This is a genomic window from Terrimonas sp., from assembly GCF_003075435.1.
Taxonomy (GTDB): Bacteria; Bacteroidota; Bacteroidia; order Chitinophagales; family Chitinophagaceae; genus Agriterribacter.
This window is the reverse complement of record NZ_QCZJ01000006.1, coordinates 57,746-77,548: the sequence shown is the minus strand read 5'-3', so window position 1 is coordinate 77,548 and position 19,803 is coordinate 57,746. Positions and strand designations below refer to the sequence as shown.

11 protein-coding genes and 1 tRNA gene are annotated in these 19,803 nt (G+C 41.6%); 3 read left to right on the top strand and 9 right to left on the bottom strand.

Annotated features, from left to right (window positions below; genetic code table 11):
- Window positions 1-188: 188 nt before the first annotated feature.
- Window positions 189-3,503 (top strand): leucine--tRNA ligase, encoded by a 3,315-nt coding sequence (leuS, locus tag DC498_RS26390; RefSeq protein ID WP_116873753.1) that lies wholly within the window; start codon window positions 189-191, stop codon window positions 3,501-3,503.
- Between the two features lie 91 nt (window positions 3,504-3,594).
- On the opposite strand, the gene DC498_RS26385 is transcribed toward leuS, so the two are convergent.
- The 5 genes from DC498_RS26385 to DC498_RS08630 form a co-directional block, all read right to left on the bottom strand.
- Window positions 3,595-4,191, bottom strand: coding sequence for a slipin family protein (locus DC498_RS26385; RefSeq protein WP_206197562.1), 597 nt, complete (start codon window positions 4,189-4,191; stop codon window positions 3,595-3,597).
- Between the two features lie 15 nt (window positions 4,192-4,206).
- Window positions 4,207-4,695 carry a hypothetical protein gene (locus DC498_RS26380; RefSeq protein WP_206197561.1) on the bottom strand — a complete coding sequence of 163 codons (489 nt, stop codon included), beginning with the start codon at window positions 4,693-4,695 and terminating at the stop codon, window positions 4,207-4,209.
- A 335-nt stretch (window positions 4,696-5,030) separates the two neighbouring features.
- Window positions 5,031-5,090 (bottom strand) — tRNA-Ser (locus DC498_RS08645).
- 558 nt (window positions 5,091-5,648) lie between these two features.
- Window positions 5,649-6,374: a tRNA threonylcarbamoyladenosine dehydratase gene (locus DC498_RS08635; protein ID WP_116873751.1), complete on the bottom strand. Its 726-nt coding sequence runs from the start codon at window positions 6,372-6,374 to the stop codon at window positions 5,649-5,651.
- Window positions 6,361-7,011 carry a TatD family hydrolase gene (locus DC498_RS08630; protein WP_116873750.1) on the bottom strand — a complete coding sequence of 217 codons (651 nt, stop codon included), beginning with the start codon at window positions 7,009-7,011 and terminating at the stop codon, window positions 6,361-6,363. Before DC498_RS08630 ends, DC498_RS08635 begins: the two co-directional genes overlap by 14 nt.
- A gap of 314 nt (window positions 7,012-7,325) precedes the next feature.
- On the opposite strand from DC498_RS08630, the gene DC498_RS08625 reads away from it, so the two are divergent.
- A complete protein-coding gene (locus DC498_RS08625; protein ID WP_116873749.1) occupies window positions 7,326-8,360 on the top strand; it encodes an LLM class flavin-dependent oxidoreductase in 1,035 nt (344 codons plus the stop codon).
- Window positions 8,361-8,405: 45 nt separating this feature from the next.
- On the opposite strand, the gene DC498_RS08620 is transcribed toward DC498_RS08625, so the two are convergent.
- Entirely contained in the window at window positions 8,406-9,551 is a 1,146-nt protein-coding gene (locus DC498_RS08620; RefSeq protein WP_116873748.1) for an AI-2E family transporter, read from the bottom strand.
- Between the two features lie 258 nt (window positions 9,552-9,809).
- Between DC498_RS08620 and DC498_RS08610 the strand changes: the two genes are divergently transcribed.
- On the top strand, window positions 9,810-10,829 hold the full coding sequence (locus DC498_RS08610; protein ID WP_116873746.1) for a helix-turn-helix transcriptional regulator: 1,020 nt from the start codon (window positions 9,810-9,812) through the stop codon (window positions 10,827-10,829).
- Between the two features lie 442 nt (window positions 10,830-11,271).
- Here the strand turns inward: DC498_RS08610 and DC498_RS08605 are convergent, their stop codons facing one another.
- The 3 genes from DC498_RS08605 to DC498_RS08590 all read right to left on the bottom strand — a co-directional run bounded on the left by DC498_RS08605 (window position 11,272) and on the right by DC498_RS08590 (window position 19,785).
- Window positions 11,272-14,589: a hypothetical protein gene (locus DC498_RS08605; RefSeq protein WP_116873745.1), complete on the bottom strand. Its 3,318-nt coding sequence runs from the start codon at window positions 14,587-14,589 to the stop codon at window positions 11,272-11,274.
- A gap of 216 nt (window positions 14,590-14,805) precedes the next feature.
- Window positions 14,806-16,470 (bottom strand): RagB/SusD family nutrient uptake outer membrane protein, encoded by a 1,665-nt coding sequence (locus DC498_RS08595; RefSeq protein WP_116873743.1) that lies wholly within the window; start codon window positions 16,468-16,470, stop codon window positions 14,806-14,808.
- Window positions 16,471-16,509: 39 nt separating this feature from the next.
- Window positions 16,510-19,785 carry a TonB-dependent receptor gene (locus DC498_RS08590; RefSeq protein ID WP_116873742.1) on the bottom strand — a complete coding sequence of 1,092 codons (3,276 nt, stop codon included), beginning with the start codon at window positions 19,783-19,785 and terminating at the stop codon, window positions 16,510-16,512.
- Window positions 19,786-19,803: the final 18 nt, after the last annotated feature.

Here is a 19,803-nt window from a genome sequence, read left to right as displayed (position 1 = left end):
ATGTGTAAGCAGTAAGACAGACGAGCCTTAACCCCTATACCCTTCACCTTCCACCTCTTATCTGGCGTGCGCAAAAATAACGCTTTTATAAGTGCTTTCCGTAATTTTGCTGCCCTCTTAACGGTAGTTTCAGTTTGAATATTTTTCGTTGAGATATTTTCTTCAGACTATAAGATACATTTAACAATATGGAATATAATTTCAGGGAGATAGAAAAGCATTGGCAAAAAGAATGGAAAGATACAGAAGCGTATAAGGTAGAAAACAATTCTCCCAAACCAAAATATTATGTGCTGGATATGTTTCCCTATCCGAGCGGGGCAGGTCTGCATGTGGGGCACCCGTTAGGATATATAGCCAGCGATATTTTTGCACGGTACAAAAGGTTGAAGGGTTTTAATGTATTGCATCCTATGGGCTATGATGCATTTGGCCTGCCTGCTGAACAATACGCTATTGATCATGGCATTCACCCTGCTGTTTCAACAGATAACAATATCAATACCTTCAGAAAGCAATTGGATAATATCGGCTTTTGCTACGACTGGAGCCGCGAGATACGCACCAGCGACCCTTCATATTACAAATGGACACAATGGATATTCCTGCAATTATTCAAAAGCTGGTATAACCGCAAAACAAATAAAGCGGAAAGCATAGAAGGGTTGATTGAAGTTTTTGAAAAAGAGGGAAATATCAATCACCCCGTACCCAATACCAAATTTCAAATCTCCAGTTTCAAATCTCCGATATTCACTGCTGCCGATTGGCTGTTGTTTGATGAGTTTACGCAACAATCTGTTTTAATGGAATACCGCCTGGCATATTGTGGCTATGGCGAAGTGAACTGGTGCGAAGCGCTGGGAACAGTACTGGCAAATGATGAAGTAATAAACGGAGTAAGCGAGCGTGGCGGATTTCCTGTAGTGAAAAAGAAATTGCGCCAGTGGTACCTGCGCATCACAGCATATGCCGATCGCCTGCAGGGTGATCTTGATAACCTTGAGTGGAGCGACGCCATGAAGGAAATGCAGACGAACTGGATTGGAAAATCTTCAGGCGCTGAAGTGGTGTTTAAATTAGCCTCACCCCCGGCCCCTCTCCCGAGGGAGAGGGGGGTAAAAGCCTTCCAGAATTCTGAGCAATTTTATAAAACAGCGGATAACAGTTGGCATATTTTAAAAGAATACGGCAGGCATAACAGGAAAAATCCTACCCCTGCGGAAAATTTATTATGGCAAAACATCCGGAATAACAAGTTTGGTATTAAAGCCAGAAGACAACATGCAATAAAAGGGTATATCGTTGATTTCGCTTTACTGGAGGCGCGGTTGATCATTGAATTAGATGGAGCATATCATAATGAAGAACAACAAAAAATTTATGATGATGCCAGGACAAAATTTTTAAATGAATTTGGTTTAAGGCTTATCAGGTTTAAGAATGAGGAAGTGATGGATAATGTTAGTGGTGTAATTGAAAGAATAAAAACTGCTATAGTAGAACAAAAGCAAGATAGTAATACAAACGCCGGTGTTCCCCTTCTCCGCGAGGAGAAGGGGTTAGGGGATGAGGCGACTCCGGGGGTGAGGGTTTACACCACCCGCCCCGACACCATCTTCGGCGTTGACTTTATGGTGCTTGCACCTGAGCATGAACTGGTTGAGCAAATTACCACAGCAGCACAAAAAGCCGCGGTGGATGAATATGTAGCCTATGTAAAAAGCCGCAGCGAACGGGAACGCATGGCCGAAAAGAAAATATCAGGTTGCTTTACCGGCGCTTATGCCATTAATCCTTTAACCGGGAAAGAAGTGCCCATCTGGATTAGTGAATATGTGCTGGCAGGTTATGGTACCGGCGCTATTATGGCGGTTCCGGCAGGAGATGAGAGAGACCATAAATTCGCCCAACATTTTAATATACCCATCACCAATATATTCGGCGATCTGTATACCGGTGAAGAAGCTATTGCCGACAAAAATGTTACCCTATACAACAGTGATTTCATAACGGGTTTAAAAGCAAAAGAAGCCGCTGAAAAAGTAATTGAATGGCTGGAAGACAATGGCGATGGCGAAAGAAAAGTGAATTACAAAATGCGCGACGCTGCGTTTAGCCGTCAGCGTTATTGGGGTGAACCGTTTCCGATAATATGGAAAGATGGTATTGCCTACCCAATGAAAGAAAGTGAGTTACCATTGGAACTACCGCATGTAGATTCATATAAGCCGGGACCTGAAGGTGAGGGACCGTTGGCGAATATACCGGAGTGGACCCTCGTGGAGAGGGGGCGGGGGGTGAGGGAAACCAACACCATGCCCGGTTATGCCGGCAGCAGCTGGTATTTCCTTCGCTATATGGACCCTCATAATGACAAGGCTTTCTGCGACCGCAAAGTATCTGATTACTGGAACCAGGTGGATCTATATATTGGCGGAACAGAGCATGCCGTAGGGCATTTGTTATACAGCCGTATGTGGACGAAAGTGCTGTACGACTTAGGCTATGTTGGTTTTAATGAACCGTTCAAAAGATTGGTGAACCAGGGAATGATTCAGGGAAGCAGCAGGTTTGTATATCGCATTGCAGGAACAACCAACCAGTTTGTATCCGCAGGTCAAAAAGAAGGATATAATGTACAACCATTACATGTGGATGTAAATATTGTGGACGGATATGAATTAGACATTGAAGCATTTAAGAAATGGAAGCCTGAATATGCAGACGCTGAGTTTGTTTTTGAAGATGGAACTGCTTCATTCAGTTGCAGCCTTGGCAATCAGGAATTGAAATACATCTGCGGCTCGGAAGTAGAAAAAATGTCCAAATCCAAATTCAATACGGTTAATCCGGATAATCTTGTTGACAAATACGGCGCCGACACTTTCCGCATGTATGAAATGTTCCTTGGACCGGTGGAGCAAAGCAAACCCTGGGATACAAAAGGCATTGAAGGCGTTCACCGCTTCTTAAAAAAATTATGGCGTTTGTTTTACGATGAACAAAAAGGCCAGGTATGGACAGATGAATCACCCAACCCGGAAGAACTGAAAGTACTGCACCGCACCATTAAAAAAATAGAAGAAGATACCGAACGCTTTTCTTTCAATACAGCAGTAAGTGCATTTATGATTGCGGTAAATGAACTCACCGATTTGAAATGCAGCAAAAAAGCTGTGCTGGAGCATATACTGGTATTGCTTACCCCTTATGCGCCGCATATCGCGGAAGAATTATGGCATAAGCTCGGCAACAGCGGCAGTGTATTAAACGCGCCGTATCCTGTATTTGAACAAAAGCATGTAACGGAATCTTCCAAATCCTACCCGGTAGCCATAAATGGCAAAACCCGTACGGAGATCAGTATTGATCTTGAAGCTACCCAGCAACAGGTAGAAGCAATTGTAATGGCAAATGATATCGTGCAAAAATGGCTGGAGGGTAAACCACCCAAAAAAATCATTTATGTAAAAAACAGGATGATCAATGTGGTGATATAATATTATTTCTTTTAGTGATACCCGGTAGTCATAAAAAATGGGTGAGATATTTTAACATCTCACCCATTTCACTTATACCGCAACCACATTGCTACTTCTTCGGCACAAATATCTCCTTCAACTGTTCAATCAACACACCGTTGCCGCTTACGCTGATATTGATGATTTTATCTGCGATCTTTTCCACATACTCCATTTCCTTCAGCTTCCATAACATCGCGTTTTCTTCCATCAATTTGGCTGTGTTCAGTAAGCTTCTTGTGCTTGCGGTTTCTTCACGGCGCATAATGGTATTTGCCTGTGCTTTTTTCTCCGCTACCAATACCTGGTTCATGATCTCTTTCACATCTCCAGGCAGTATGATATCGCGGATACCAAAACCTGTTACTTCCACACCCAACACGTCAGCTTTTGCTTTCACCTGCTGCAACACAAAAGGCACAAGGGTATCTTTCTTTTCCAGCAATTCATCAAAACCAAAACCTGCTATATACTCACGCAATACCAGTTGAAAAGTCACATACAATTGTTTTTCGTATTCTTTATTTTGCAACAAAGCCTTTTCAATATCAGCCACTTTATACTGCGCCCACGCGTTAATACGCAATGCCGCTTTATCACGTGTTAATATCTCCTGTCCGTTTATTTCCAATTGCTGCTGCCGGGTGTCAATTTTACCAACATGCACGGCAATAGCATTCTTTCACCAGTAGTATACGCCCGGCTGCAATACCTGCACAAATTTTCCGTCGATAAACAATACCGCTTTTTCAAAGCTTTCAACACCTGCGCTGCGCACAAATGGTGCCACCAGGCGATGCAATAATACATTTCGTTCAATCGGTTCAGTTATTTCCAGCTTGCCGGTATCTGCCTTTACAAATGCATAATTAACTGCTCCTTTCCAGAACGCGTAACGTCCGGCAGTAAACACCGCTTCAAGCAAGCCGTTTTTATATTGCAGTGCAATTTCATTGTCCTTTACTTCCAGCACACTCAACGCGTCTGCCAGAGCTGCATCCTGTAAAAGTATATTCAGCTCAACAGGGGCATTAAAAGCCTGGGTAATGTCATACAGTTTTACCACTTCATTACCCCAAAACCAATAGCTGCCTTCGGTAAGCATACGTTGGTATGCTTCATTCTTAAAAACCAATCCACGCTGATAAGCGTTCACTTTTACATTTTTCATCTCTTCTTGTTTAATTGTTCATTAGTTATAAAATCCTTCCGCCTGCCACCTGCTATTACGGATGTAATGGTTGATGTGTTTCAGCAATACAGTTTTGTCAACCTTAGTATAACCATATCATTATACTGCCATTAAAAAAGTGTATTGTTACCTCATCTCAAATGCATCACATGCTGGTAATAATCCGGTTGTGTATTTTATAAATACATTGATGTATAAAATCACGGGCAGCGCGGAAGCATTTTATATGTTCGCCATTTTAAGAAGCGGCGTACTTCCTTGCATCAAGCAGGAGCTTAAATCCTGAGCGTCTACCAGTTTCGCCATCGCGCTTTTCAGCGTGAGCGGGACTCGAACCCGCACTTTTCTGTTGCTCTACCCACTGAGCTATCCCGTCAACGACAGGAAGAGGACTCGAACCCCTGTCCCACAGATTATGGTGGAAACTTCATATTACCGCAACAGCATACAGCTGGTTACTACCGCTGCACTATGGCGCCTGTAAAGCACGCATCCGGTTTGCTGTTAACATGATAATCTCCATCTTGCCGTTAAGCAAGTCGTTTATTCCATTTGGAAAATATGTTTAAGCCGGCTACTGAATAACTGTGGAGCTTTTCTTGCGACGCTCCGTTCATCGTTCAGCACATTGGGCATCAATTTGTTGTCACTCCCATGGGATTCGAACCCATACTTTGCATTGCTGCAACAGACCGGTTGCAAATGCGCTTCCCTGCTTTTTATATAAAATTTCAGTGCTTCTGCAAACGCTGCCCATCCAAACGCATGGTCTGAATGGCATTGTCCGGTCACTTGACGGCTTCGTTAACTTTTGCCGCAGCACTTCCTTTTATGCTAAGGAGTGATATAATTGCTTGACAACACAAAGCTGATATTACTCTGTGCACTCTTTTTGCACAGTAAAATTTATTTGTAAAAATTCCTAAAGAAGCTTATCCCTCTATCAAATCTCTTATAACCACCGAAGCGCAAACCGCGCCAAAAGTTGCGGGCAGGTAGGAGATAGTGCCATAAGCAGATTTTTTATAATTGCTTCCATCGGTATAAATCAGCGAATCTTTATCAGGAGCTTCCGGAGAATACACTGCTTTAATACCTTTATATACACCTTCCTTCTTCAGGTTTTTGCGTACCTGCTGCGCAAAAGGGCAAATGATCGTTTTTGAAATATCCGCTACTTTTAGCAAAGTGGGATCAAGCTTTCCTCCCGCCCCCATAGAACTTACTATGGGAACATTTCGTTTATGCGCACCTGTTAGAAAAGTAACTTTGGGTGTAACGCTGTCAATAGCGTCAATAATATAATTGTATTGCGCGGCATCAAGAATGGCTTCTACCGCATCAGGCGTAACAAAAGATTTGATAATATGCAGAGTCAACTCAGGATTGATCGCTTTTAGCCGCTCCGCCATAATATCCGCCTTGTTTTGCCCGTGGTTGGTGGCAAGTGCAGGTAATTGCCTGTTCCGGTTGGATGGGTCAACCACATCGCCATCAACGATCGTCATAGTACCAATGCCGCTCCTGCAAATAAACTCCGCAGCAAAAGAACCTACCCCGCCCAAGCCAATGATTAATACATGCGCCCGGGTGAGTGTCAGTAATTTTTCTTCTCCAATCAATAAAGTTGTTCGCGAAAGCCAGCTAATATTCTGCATAATTAAAAACGGAATCGTAATTTTTTTGTAGCTGCAAAGCAATTTCATTTTCAGTAATATTCCTGATTTCAGCCGCGGATTTATATATTTCTCTTATAGAAACTCCGGTGTCATCTGTTTCCAAAAACAATTGATCAGCAGGAACGGCTTTTAACGTATGCATAATTGACGCGCCCGGATTTAATAATGCTTTTCCGAAAGAAAGATAATAACCTTGCGCTATCACCGGCTGCACAAGAGATAGTTTATTGTTTATGCCATGGAAAATAACCGGAACTTTAATGCCTTTTAACAGGAATAATATTTCTGCAAATGCCCTAACGCAATGTATGATCACAGGTTTACAGAGGTCTGTTGCAAGCTGTAATTGTTGATCAAAAAATTTTACCTGCTTATTCCAATCTGTTTTTACCAGTTTATCCAATCCACATTCTCCTATTGCCACTACATCAGGCTGTTGCGCCAAAGCTATCAATACATTGATGTCATTATCTGTATTATCTAAATACCAGGGGTGTAATCCAATACTTACAGGATGACCTGCCGGAATGTTTGAGAAATTATTACAGGTGTTTTCAATGCTTATAATATTCTCTTCGGGTTTATAAATATGCGTGTGCACATCAATGTATTGCATCAAATCATATTTTTATTAAAATCATTTCAATTTGTTGCAGTTAAGCAAGATTGACACAAAGATGCACGAAGATTTGCACAAAGAACTACAAAGGGAACAGATTCACTCAACCAGTATTATGTCAAACGCAAAATGTGAGGCGTAAAAGCTTATCTCACATCTCACGTTTACCGACAATATACCGACATTCTTTAGGCGACATGACACTATATAGCCGGCGATATTTTTTATGAGTTTTGTTTTACTATTCTTGTCATAGATTAAGTGCCCGTAAAAACCTGCCCGCTAACTTTGCATTATTAAAACATTATAGTATGGAATTAGGAATAGGTATGTTTGGCGACCTGGCGTTTGATCCGCAGACAAGGAGGCCGGAGAATGCAGGCAAAAAATTGCAGGAGATTCTGGAAGAAATAAAGCTGGCTGATGAAGTTGGACTGGATGTGTTTGGACTGGGCGAGCATCATCGACCTGATTATGCCATATCAAGCCCGGAAATTGTATTGGCCGCCGCTGCCAGCATTACTAAAAATATAAAGCTAACAAGCACAGTTACGGTACTAAGCTCGGCTGAGCCCGTGAAAGTATACCAGGATTTTTCTACCATAGATTTAATTTCAAACGGACGCGCGGAAATAGGTGTGGGGCGCGGAAGCTTTATTGAATCCTTTCCTTTATTTGGTTATGATTTAAAAGACTATGATAAATTGTTTGAAGAGAAACTTGATCTTTTGCTCAATATCAACAACAATGAGATAGTAAACTGGAAAGGAACATTAAGAGCACCGGTGATTAATCAAACGGTTTATCCACGTGCAACAAACAATGGCAGATTACCAATATGGATTGCGGTTGGCGGCACTCCTCAATCTGTGGTTCGCGCAGCAAAGCTTGGCTTGCCGCTGATGGTGGCTATTATTGGAGGCATGCCGATCCAGTTTCAGCAATTGATGGATTTTTACAAACAGGAATGGGTACGATATGGACATGATCCCAAACAAGTGCAACTGGGTATACACTCCCATACTTTTGTAAGTGACGATGCCGCTGTAACGGATGGTTATTACTTTAACTATGCCGCGCAGATGAATCGTATAGGCAGGGAAAGAGGCTGGGGTCCGTATTCAAAAGAACAATATAATGGCGGCAGGTCAAAAGAAGGAGCATTGTTTATCGGCGACCCTAATGAAGTGGCTGATAAAATACTATACATGCATGAGTTGTTTGGCATTACCCGTTTTATCGCGCATATGGATGTTGGCGCACCTACGCACGAACAGATGATGAAGTCTGTTGAATTGTTTGGAACAAAGGTTGCACCGGTTGTAAGGAAAGCTTTGGAAAAGTAGTTCGTATATATAATTTTATTTTTAAGCGGGTGAGATTCATCCGCTTTATTTTATTGTACTATTTTCATTGCTGTCCTGCTGAGGTTTATTCTTTTTCGCATTGGCAAGCCTGATCTTTAGCTTCTTTGGTTTGGTTGATCCATCTTCTTCCCCTAACAAATAGCCCCAAACATTCAGTTCCTGTACCCTGTCGAATACAATTTTAATAATGGCAATAACAGGTATGGATAAAAACATACCTGAAATACCCCAAAGCAATTCCCCAATTACCAGTCCCAAAAGTGCTATTAATGAATTGATCTGCACTTTTGAACCCACAACTTTAGGCATAATAAAATTGCTGTCTATGAGATGTATAATAATAATTGCCATTATTACAAGCAATACATGAGAACCCGGAGCTGTAGCAAATGTAATAAGACAGGTAAGTATAGCCGATGAAGCTATGCCGATATAGGGAATAATATTAAAAATGCCGGTGATAAGCGCAAGCATTATAGCATATTTTATCCCGATTAAACTATACGCAGTAAATGCCATACCAGATACCAGCACAATCTGTATAAACAAACCGAGCATATATTTTTTTACGATAAACTGTATCTGCCTGAATACTTCCAGTACCACAGGCTTGTAATTTTCGTGAAAAAGGCGAACAAAGAAAATAGAAATATGGGTTCTGTAATAGAGCAGAAAAAAAGTATATAATAAAGTAAATACAAATAACAGAAGTGTAGATGAGATGGATAAAATGGTTTGTCCCAATACGCTTGTTCCTGCTCCAAGAGAATCCGACATTGCTTTATTGATATACGTTACCTGCTGCTTATACTTAATACCATAATTGGCAGATATCCATTTTTGCAAATCGTGTATGGAATCCTGCAGTTGTTGCTGAAAAGCCGGCCAATCCTCACTTAGCTTTGATAACTGGGAACCAAGTATAATGAACAGGAAAATAATAGAAAGTAAAAACAAAAGAATAGCGATAATGCAGGCTAAAGAACGCGGAAAATTTAACCTGTTTTCAAAGAATTTTGATAGTGGCAGCAAAATAGTTGAAACAAGCAGTGCAAACAATAGCGGTTCCAATACTGTTTGCCCTATAACAGCAATATATCCCAGGCAAATAAGAATTAGTAATACACTCAGCAACTTTAAATAAAAGGGGAGAACCAGTTTTCTTATCATACAGTGAATATTGATACTGTTATTGATGAAAAGCTAAATTAATTGATTTAAACAGAGTGTTCAAAGATTAATCAACCGGTTAAATGCTGCTGCAATTAGGCAATATAGATAACAGCGTCCCCGGATTTTATGAAAGAAATCAGTCAACACCCAATAAAAATATTTTCCGGGCAAAGCCCGCAACCTTTAAACGGTTGCAAACCTATAATGCAAAGCGTTTGCACTGTTGCCAATCTTTTCTATCTTTCAAAATAAAAAATGCCTGTTAACCGAAATGCGCTTATACGTTACCGTACTATTGATAAATGCCTGCAAAACCGCCGCCGCAAATGGACTATTGAAGATTTGATTAATGCCTGCTCAGAGGCATTATATGAATATGAAGGCATTGACAAACCAATAAGTATGCGCACCATACGGCTCGATCTGAACGCCATGCGCAGTGAACAACTGGGTTATAATGCGCCTATTATTGTAGTAGATAAAAAATATTATACGTATGAAGATGCAGACTATTCCATCACCAATATTCCTTTAACTACACAAGACCTGGGCATATTGCAGGAAGTATCTCACCTGCTCCGCCAGTTTAAAGGCTTTAATCATTTTAATGAAGTGAGTGAAATGATCAATAAGCTGGAAGATAAGATTTATAGTGAGCAGCATCACCAGTCGCCTGTAATTGATTTTGAAAAAAATGAATTGCTTACCGGGCTGGAATGGCTGGATACTATATACAGGTGTATTATTGAAAAAACTACTACGGCTATTACTTATCAATCATTTAAGGCGCGGCAGGCGGGCGAGATAGTATTTTATCCTTACCTGTTAAAAGAATACCGCAACCGCTGGTTTGTATTGGGCATGCATAAAAAAGATAAGCAATTGCTTACGCTGGCGCTTGACAGGATACAAAATATTGAGCCGCTGCCTGTAGAACGATATAAAGAGCAACGTGATTTTAATGGCACTGACTATTTTAAAGACATCATTGGTGTATCGCGCAATAATCAACCGCCGGTTACTGTAATGTTTTGGGCCGATCATCACCAGGCGCCCTATATTAAAACCAAGCCCTTGCATGAAAGCCAGCAGATAGTTGAAACAACAAAAGAGGGAATACTATTCAGCATAAAGGTAATCCCCAACCTTGAAATGGAACGTGAGCTGCTTGGTTTTGGAGAAGGACTAAGAGTAGTTGCTCCAAATAATTTGGTTAGAAAATTAAAGAAGCGAACTGAGAAAATGTTTGAGACGTACAGAGGCGGCGATAAATGATAATCGTTACTGCTTTAGCTGATATGTTTAATTATGAATCAACTGCAGAGCTACCATCAGTGGACTCTTGCCTGCCGGACAGCTACCCTGTACACACATCTTCATTTATTCAGGCTGTGCTGTATGCGGGATGTTTAATAGCTGCAGCGCAGCAATAATATTTGTAATTCAATATAGGTGTGGCATTTTCAGGTGCAGCGCACCGTAATAATACAATACAAACGCACCAAATTAATCTTGCGACGCTCTGCGGCTCACACTATGTCATTTTGCCGGCTACAAATATTTGTATTTAGGTGCCCTGCACCTGAACAGCACTGAATATTAAAAATATCTATTCGTGAGTGCAGGGTAGCTGCCCGGCAAGCAGACATCGCATACTGTAGTACTGTTATGAGCATTATGCCACAGCATTAACTGCTGTGAACACCTATTAATAACATTAATATGAAATAACCAATCGGTTTCTTTTGCCAGCAGGAACAGTAATGCTTTCTTTCGCAGCATCCCAATGCTGCCACTGTTCTCCATTTAAAGCCACGGATTTTATTGGTTTTTGAAAAGGGGCTCTTATAAACAATTGCACTGAAGGGCAATCTACTTTTGTCAGATCAATATCAGCTTCAATAGTTTCAGCTATTTTACCCGGCTGTATAGTATAATGCAATTGCCCGTATTCTGTAAAAGCATTGATTAGCTCTATACGTTGACCTGGCTCCAGCCATCTCCGGGGCGTGCCTGCGGCTAACAACAGTTCCTTTTCTTTTTCAAGCACCAGCATTTCTGATATCACCTGTATGGCTCTTGATTCATCAGGGATTTTATAAAAAGGCCCGCTTGCGTTTACCCATTTCCGGTATTCTTCCGTAAACACATTTACCTCGGGATACAGGCACGACACAAAATTGTTGTACACACCTCTTATTGCCGCAGGAATATCCTGTTTACTTAAATATACCGGTACCGGGTTTTGCAAATTTGCCTGGAAAACCATCCCGCCCCTGCTGAACCAGTATTCATCATCAACCCAGCCATGCGCATTTAAATTAAGAGATGTTGACATGGTGATATTATCTTCCCAATCGTTCAGTATCCAGTCCGCCATTGGCTCATCCGCCGAAATAATACCATTCTTAATTAATACGATTGGCCCGTATAATACTTCCCGTGTAGCAGATAAACGGAGCGTAGGATAAATATTTTTTTTGTAACGCTCATAATATGCCCTTTTCTTTACACCAAAGTACCTGAATCTTTGGTATGGCCTGATGGGCACATAAGGTACATATGTACCATTGCGCAATCGTATAACGGGACAATGCTCACTTGCAATTTCCACACTCCGCCTGATATCTTTATAAAATGCTGCTGCTTCATTTTTATAATGTGCTGCTTCGGGTAACCCTGCCTGTTCAAATGCTTTTGCCATTGTTTTAATGGCTATATACCCGTAAGCGTTGGTGGTATACCAATGCTGCCAGTCTTCGGGGTCTTCCAGCACGCCGGCAGGCAATAAACCGTAGTGACGCACAGGCTCATTGTTTTCATCCCTGGTCATACTATAGCTGCGTTGCTTTATCAGCCAGTCGGCAGCGCGTTTCATGCTCGATGCGTTCGCTTTCAGCCAGTCATTATTTTTCGCATTCAGGTAATGGCGTGATAAAGCCCATAGCGTCACGCCATGGTGCATATTATACCCGTTAAATGTTTGGTCATACACACTATCTACCCGCACACCGTAGTATACATCCTGCTGACTACCTGTAAAATCACCTGGCAAACTGCGGGTTCCCTGCAATTGCACAAATGTGTTTAAATAAGCCGCGGACGTATTAAAGTCGCCCATCCTGTCGAGTAAAAAAGTTTGGTAACAGGCTTCATTGGCATATACGCCATAACCCAGCGAAGATGCAGGTACCATAAACAAACCGCTTTTCGGATCTTTAGTGGCACTCATCCGGATATGCGGAATAACCGCCTTCGCCATTTCATTGAATTTTCTTTCAGGCACATTGAATAGTAAATTTTTATTTACCACCTCTCTCCAATATGCCACTACTTTATTCCTTTCTTTCTCATAATTAAACGAGGCAAAAGCGGGCTGGTCTTTTTCGGTTAAATCGCCCACAAAAGGAAAATAAAAAAATACTTCAGCAGAAGAATTTGGCGCGAGCGATAATGATTGTTTTACTGTTCTGTTACCGGAAGCTTCATCAATACTGGTATTTCCGTTTGATGATTGTATGAAACAGCGAACAAATTTTTGTCCGCCTATATCATCCATTAAAAAATTATGCTGGTTGCTTAACCCGGTTACTGCGTCATTAGCTTTTAACCAAATATTAGCCTGCTTTGCTATATTTGTTGGATTAGAAACAACAAATTTTACCAGCAGCACTGCGGGTGTTTGTTCATCTCTTGCAGCATCAAACGGCGATAAAGGCCCGGAGAGCATTGTAGCTACAAACTCCTGGTTGTATATAAGACCGTCTTTTCTCCATACAGATCGTATAACAGGAATATAGTCATCTGAAAAAGACATCTGGCAATCCTGTTGATTACGTTCAAAGTCAGGAGTATTGCCTGCGCCGAATTTCCATGAGAGTATTGTGCCATTCCAGTTGCAACGTGCCAGCTCTTTGCCCTGTGCTTTTGTTTCTCTTTTATTTAAAAAAATATCTCCACCCCATTCCACCGCGAATTTCTGCCAGTTACCATCTGTAGCCAGCGGTAAATAAATTTTGTTGCCATACTGGTTTTTCCATGGATCAAGATGAGGTATCTCATTCCTTGCCCTGTCGTACGATTGTTCCGGAACTTCGGGTATACGTTCCCGTATGGTTTTGCCTTTTACAATTCCGGGAGAAAAATGAGCAGGATTATCTGCTTTTGAAATATATACATTGTAATATGGAATATATACCGGCTCTTTTTCCAGGTCATCTATCGAAAAAGAATATGTGCCAGACAGGCTTCTCACAGTAACAATGGTTTCATCATTAGAGCCAGGCAGCAATTCTTTTGTGGCTGATATATCTGCAATAATCCCCTTGCTGTTGTTATTAAAATTTATCCTGAAGCTATTGCTGCCTGTTTTTTTATCTCCGCTGCCGGTATTCCAGCCTTTGATATTTTTCACATGCCCATTGAATACTTCTATACTAATGTCTCTGTTTTCTTTCAGTTTTTTATCAACGCCCATTTCAATGCGTACAGATTTATTAATCAGTTGCGACATCGAGAATACATTCATAGCAGTTATTGCTGTTGGCTTTTGAGGGTATATCAACCTTAGCTTAACAGCACGCCTGTAAGTAACCGGCTCAGGTAAAAAGTTTGCGTTTTTGTTTTCATCTTCAGTCATCGGCTTAAAATAATACACTATCTTATTGCCATTTACCTCTACCGCAGTTGCCGCGGTTATCCATTTACCTTTCCACGGATCATCATCCAGGTCGTCAATGGTTGGCATGTGTGGCGGCTCCTGCGGCCAGGTTTCCTGCCAGTACTGTAATTGAGCCTCTAAAGTTTTGGGCGATGGTTTTTGTGCATATTGTATTTCCACACGCTGTATGTCTCTTGGCTCCCACCACATCATACCAATGTTAAAGGTATCCTGGTCTGCAAGATTATTGAAAACGGCATAGGTAACAGGAATACCAACCGTATTATTCGCAGCATTCCAATAACGGATTTTTCCAAATGCCGCTACATTAAAATCAGGCTTTACCTGCGCAGATAAATTAACAGATATAAGCATGAAGCAAAAAAGAAGCTGTTTGACAGAATGCATGGCAACCGGTTTTTTTCTTTATAATAAAGTGTATGGAAAAATAATGTAAATCCCTGGTAAAAGCAGGTGAAAAAAACCTTCTGCGGCAAGCATTATAAAATACAATAGCCCTCCTGCAATGCGGAGGGCTATTGTATCCCGGGGAATAATACCAGGTTATCCGGCAATTAATTACTACTGTAATCAATATCCTGTATTCTGCTCCAGCTTACCATTTGCTGTAATTGCAGTTGTTGGTATGGGGAATAATCTGCGATAAGTATCTGTATTGGTTTTAAAGCCATATACATTTTCATATTTTCCAAATCGTATCATATCGTTTCTGTGCAAACATTCCCATGCAAATTCACGGCATCTTTCTTCGTAAAGATCTTCCAGGTCAACAGAAGCCCACCCGGGAGATGTTGTTCTTTCTGCACGAACCATATTTACAAGCGACAAGGCTGTTTGTCCTGAGGTAGCAGCGCCGCCACGAAGAATGGCTTCTGCCTTCATCAATAAAACATCCGAATAGCGCGACACAGGGGCATCATTGTTTTGGTTCCTGGTGGTTGAACCTGCATCCGGGAAAAATTTAATATTCCGGGCGCCCTGGTTCCAGGCTATTTCATCATTACCGCAATCAAACAATGCAGGATTTTGTCTCAACTTAATAGAAGTATCTATGTTTAAATGATAAACATAGCTGCTGCCTCCATCTGATCCGGAATAAAACTGGTTATAACCCAGGTTGGTTGTTTTTACCATAATAGGGTTGCCATTATCCCAGTATTGCGGACCATAAAGCCATTGTTTAAGCCTGATATCATTCTCATCAGCTAAGAAATAGTTTAAAAAAGTTGACAGCGTAGCTCTTGGCCCGCTGGGCTTGCTGTTTACCAGCCCGTTCCCTGTAGTTTGATTAACAACAGGGTCAACATTGGTTCCTACAGTTGCGCCTGAATATTTGTACTTCATTCCCAAATTCCTGTTTAAATCATAGCGCCCATAAAACAAATACCCGCTTGAGGTAGAAGGATCGTAAGGTATTGCGAAAATAAATTCCGACTGTGTTGTTGGTCCATTATCGGGATAAAACATTTTCAAATAGCTATCCCGGGACTGTACCGAATACTTACCGGAACTAATAATAACATCACATGCCGCGATGCACTCATCGTTTTTGGCGCTGCCGGTATATACTTCTGCGTTAAGATACAATTTGGCCAAAAGCGAATATGCAAAATATTGGGTAGGCTTGCCATACGTTGAAGCATCGACCTCAGTTTTTAAGTATGGAATTATCGTCTTAAGTTCTGATTCTACAAAATTAAATATATCTGCACGGCTTGCTCTCGCCTGGAGCCCTGGGCTTGGATAAACGGTATCTAAGGGCACACCTCCGTAAAAGTCCATCAGCTCCCAATAAGCATAAGCCCTTATCATTCTCACTTCTGCCATACTGGTATTTTTAGCATCGCCTTCAGGAGCATTGTTTAAAATATACAGGGTTTGATTGCAGGTGCCTATCAGCCCCGTAACATCATTCCATGCTGTAGTTACCCAGTTATGGTCTGGCGTCCAGGCATGCCTGTGCAAGGCTTCGTAGCTGGCGCCATCATACCAGTTACCGCCAAATGCAGGGAGTATTGCCTCATCTGTTGAGCACTCCGTCATAAAGAAATAGGTTAGTGCAAAATGCCCGCGCAGGCTGGTGTATACCGGTCCTATCAGCGCCTGGAACTGTTCTTCTGTTTGCGGGAAAACATCTTCTGTATATAAAGACTTTGGTGTTACATCTATTTTATGGCAGGCGCCCATCGTCACAATAAATAAGACGAGTGATATATATTTAAAAAACTTTTTCATGCTTACTCTTTTTGGTAATTAAAAATTCATTTGCTTTTATCAGAACCCTATGTTTACGCCAAATACTACTGTGCGTGTTTTGGGATAGAAGTTGTTCCCATCCACGCCAAGTCCAACACCGCCCTGGTTAATTTCCGGGTCAATACCCGTGTATTTGGTAATAACAAAAATATTATTAGAGGTAAGATAGAACCTGAGACCGCTAACGTAACCATCCTTCTTGACTGGCACACGGTAACTGAGAGTGGCATTGTCTAACCTTACGTATGAGCCGCTTTCAATATAGCGGTTAGAATAGGCATTGTTTTTTGCATCCGTCATTAAATCATCAGCGGCATGTGCGCTGATATTATTTACGGCAGCGTTTACCGTATAGGAAAGATCTGCCCTTGTTACATTAAATATTTTACCACCGAACGAACCCCTGAAAAAGAAGTTGAGATCAAAGTTTTTATAGCTGATCGTATTGTTCCATCCCAGCAATAATTTAGGATAGGGGCTACCCGCGTAAATATAATCTGTACCAATAGCAGGAGACGTGGTTAATGTTTTGTCGCCTGCTAAAAACTGCGAGTTGCCGCTTGCATCTTTACCCTGGTAATTAAGGGTGAAAAATTCTCCGATGGAATGCCCTGTTTTAAGAATTTGTAAAGTACTGTTTGTTTGTCCGGGACCATCGGGCTGCGTATAACGGATGGAATCAGAATTCACGCCGTATTTAGCAGGTCCGTTCATATCTAATATCAGGTTCTTATTGGTTGCAAGATTTACAGCAGTATTCCACGAAAAGTTTTTAGACTTTACCGGTGTTGCAGATAAGCTCAATTCAACCCCGCGGTTCCGCACTTTTCCGCCATTACCCCACACAAATCCTCCCGGTACTATGGTGCTGCTGACGGTATATGCAAAGATCATGTTAGTGGTCATCCTTTCATACAGATCCAGCGAGCCTGATACCTTACCGTTAAACAAACCAAAATCAAGTCCCAGGTTGGCGGTAGAAGTTACTTCCCATTTTAAATCGGGGTTAGAACCCTGTGTTACGCCTATAGCTGTTTCATACACGCCGTTGTTATAATACGTGCCGTAACTGCTGAATAACTGTTTGGCAGTATAGGCGCCAAATCCAAAAGCATTACCGGTTTGTCCGTAACTCACTCTTAGTTTCAAATCATTAATAAAGGAAGCATGCTGCATGAAGTTTTCCTGGTCTATTCTCCAGGCCAAACCAACCGCGGGAAAATAACCCCATTGATTATTGGTGCCGAATACCGAGCTGCCGTCCCTTCTTACAGATGCCTGCAGCATGTATTTGCTGTCGTAGTTATAATTCACCCTGAAGAAGTCTGAAATAAACCTTGTGGTTTGATACACTGTGCCGCCAAAGTTTACCGTATAGCCATTTACAGCCTGGTAGTTGCCTAAGCCGAGATTGTAATACCCTGTATAATCAGACACAAAATTGGTGTTGCTTGCCTGCAATCCATCTCCCGAATTATTTTCCTGCCATGAATAGCCCAGCACAGCGTTGATGGAATGTTTTTTAATATCCCTGTTCCAGGTGAGATATGACTCAATGGTGGTGGAATTATTTTCATAAGAGCTTCTGTAAGCGGCGCCATTCTCACCAAAAGTAATCAGGCCCTTATTGGTGAACCCGGGATCAGGATTACTATAGAAGCCTGATTTATAATTGTCGGAATAATAGCTGTTATAATATTCACCATGCAGGGATGTGTTTTTTTGATACGCAGCATTCAGATTGTATTTAAAGCCCCAGGGCAGAGTGGCTTCAATGGTAAAATTTCCCAGCAGCGTATTGTATTTGGTATCATCCTGTGCGTTATTAATTAAAGAAACAGGGTTGAAGTAACCGGTAGTATTGAAGTTCTCGAAATACGTTCCATCACTATTATATACCGGGGAAACAGGCATGTGTTTAGCAGCCTGTTGCAGCACTACATTTCGCAGGGGAGTATTGGTAGCTTTGCTGTTTGAGTTCATAACGTTAAGCCCAAGCTTCACTTTATCTTTCAATGCTTTCTGCTCAAGGCTTAACCGGGCAATAACCCTTTTAAGATTACTTTTCAGTAAAATACCTTCTTTATCAAGATAGTTAAGACTGGCACTGTAGGTGCTCTTTTCATTTCCCCCGCTAAAGGAAAGATTATGATTTTGAGATACTGCCTGAGATCGCTGTATAGCTTTCATCCAGTTAGTGTTGGCGCCAAGGTCATCAGCCGGTAATATGGAATTGCCATTCTTGATTACATAATCTTTTATCTGGTCTGCGTTCATCACTTCCAGCGATCCTGAAACATTTTCAAGTCCTATATATCCGTCATAAGAAGCCTGGGGTCTTCCGGCTTTTCCTTTCTTGGTTGTAACAATAATAACGCCGTTAGATGCTTTATTACCATAGATAGCCGTTGCGGCAGCATCTTTCAATACATCAATAGAAGCTATATCGGCAGGAGCAATAGTGGAAATATCTGCACCGGGTATACCATCAATTACATAAAAGGGACCTTGCGGACTATTGATGGTAGAAGTGCCGCGCAACACCACAGCGGCAGAAGCATTTGGGTCGCCGCTTGAAGTAATATTAAGCCCCGGCACTTTGCCCTGCAATAGCTGACCAATATCACCTGTTACGGTACGGTTTAAATCCTCTGGCCTTACGGAAGCGATAGCGCTTGATAATGTCTTTTTTGAATTGCGCCCATAACCAACTACTACGATATCAGTCAAACCGGTTTCAAGAGGTTGCATTGTTACCTGTATAACGGATCTGCCGCTAACCGAAACCTCCCGGGTTTGATACCCTACAATAGAAATAACAAGGATGGCATTATTGTCAACGCCTGCTAATGTGTAATTACCATCGGCATCCGTAGTAGTGCCTCGCTGTGTTCCTTTTATTACTATACTCACACCGGCAAGAGGCTCTTGTTTATCGCCCACTATACGGCCGCGAATATCAACCGGAGGCGGTATGGCGTTAAGCGCATTATAAGCCGCTCCGGAAAGCTGTTTAATAACAATTATTTTCCCAACAATCTGGTATACCAGAGGCTGCCCTTTAAGACACTGATCCATTACTTCGGACACAACAGCATCTTTAACATCGATATCAACCGGCTGGCTTCGTTTTAGTATGGCTTCATCCCATATAAATGAAAACCCGGTTTGCAGCTTCACCTGGTTAAACACCTGCTCCAATGAAGCATTTTTAAGAGAAAGTGTTACTTTTTGAGCAAGGCCTTCTGCATTGGCACAAAAGCCGGCTACGATTAATAATACTGTTAATTTCATTGACAACAGCGTTTGTTT

Bases quoted from the DNA above. Each gene is read 5' to 3' on its own strand.
- leuS (WP_116873753.1), top strand. From the start codon at position 189: ATGGAATATAATTTCAGGGAGATAGAAAAGCATTGGCAAAAAGAATGG.
- DC498_RS26380 (WP_206197561.1), bottom strand. From the start codon at position 4,695: ATGAAAAATGTAAAAGTGAACGCTTATCAGCGTGGATTGGTTTTTAAG.
- DC498_RS08635 (WP_116873751.1), bottom strand. From the start codon at position 6,374: ATGCAGAATATTAGCTGGCTTTCGCGAACAACTTTATTGATTGGAGAA.
- DC498_RS08630 (WP_116873750.1), bottom strand. From the start codon at position 7,011: ATGCAATACATTGATGTGCACACGCATATTTATAAACCCGAAGAGAAT.
- DC498_RS08625 (WP_116873749.1), top strand. From the start codon at position 7,326: ATGGAATTAGGAATAGGTATGTTTGGCGACCTGGCGTTTGATCCGCAG.
- DC498_RS08620 (WP_116873748.1), bottom strand. From the start codon at position 9,551: ATGATAAGAAAACTGGTTCTCCCCTTTTATTTAAAGTTGCTGAGTGTA.
- DC498_RS08610 (WP_116873746.1), top strand. From the start codon at position 9,810: ATGCCTGTTAACCGAAATGCGCTTATACGTTACCGTACTATTGATAAA.
- DC498_RS08605 (WP_116873745.1), bottom strand. From the start codon at position 14,589: ATGCTTATATCTGTTAATTTATCTGCGCAGGTAAAGCCTGATTTTAAT.
- DC498_RS08595 (WP_116873743.1), bottom strand. From the start codon at position 16,470: ATGAAAAAGTTTTTTAAATATATATCACTCGTCTTATTTATTGTGACG.
- DC498_RS08590 (WP_116873742.1), bottom strand. From the start codon at position 19,785: ATGAAATTAACAGTATTATTAATCGTAGCCGGCTTTTGTGCCAATGCA.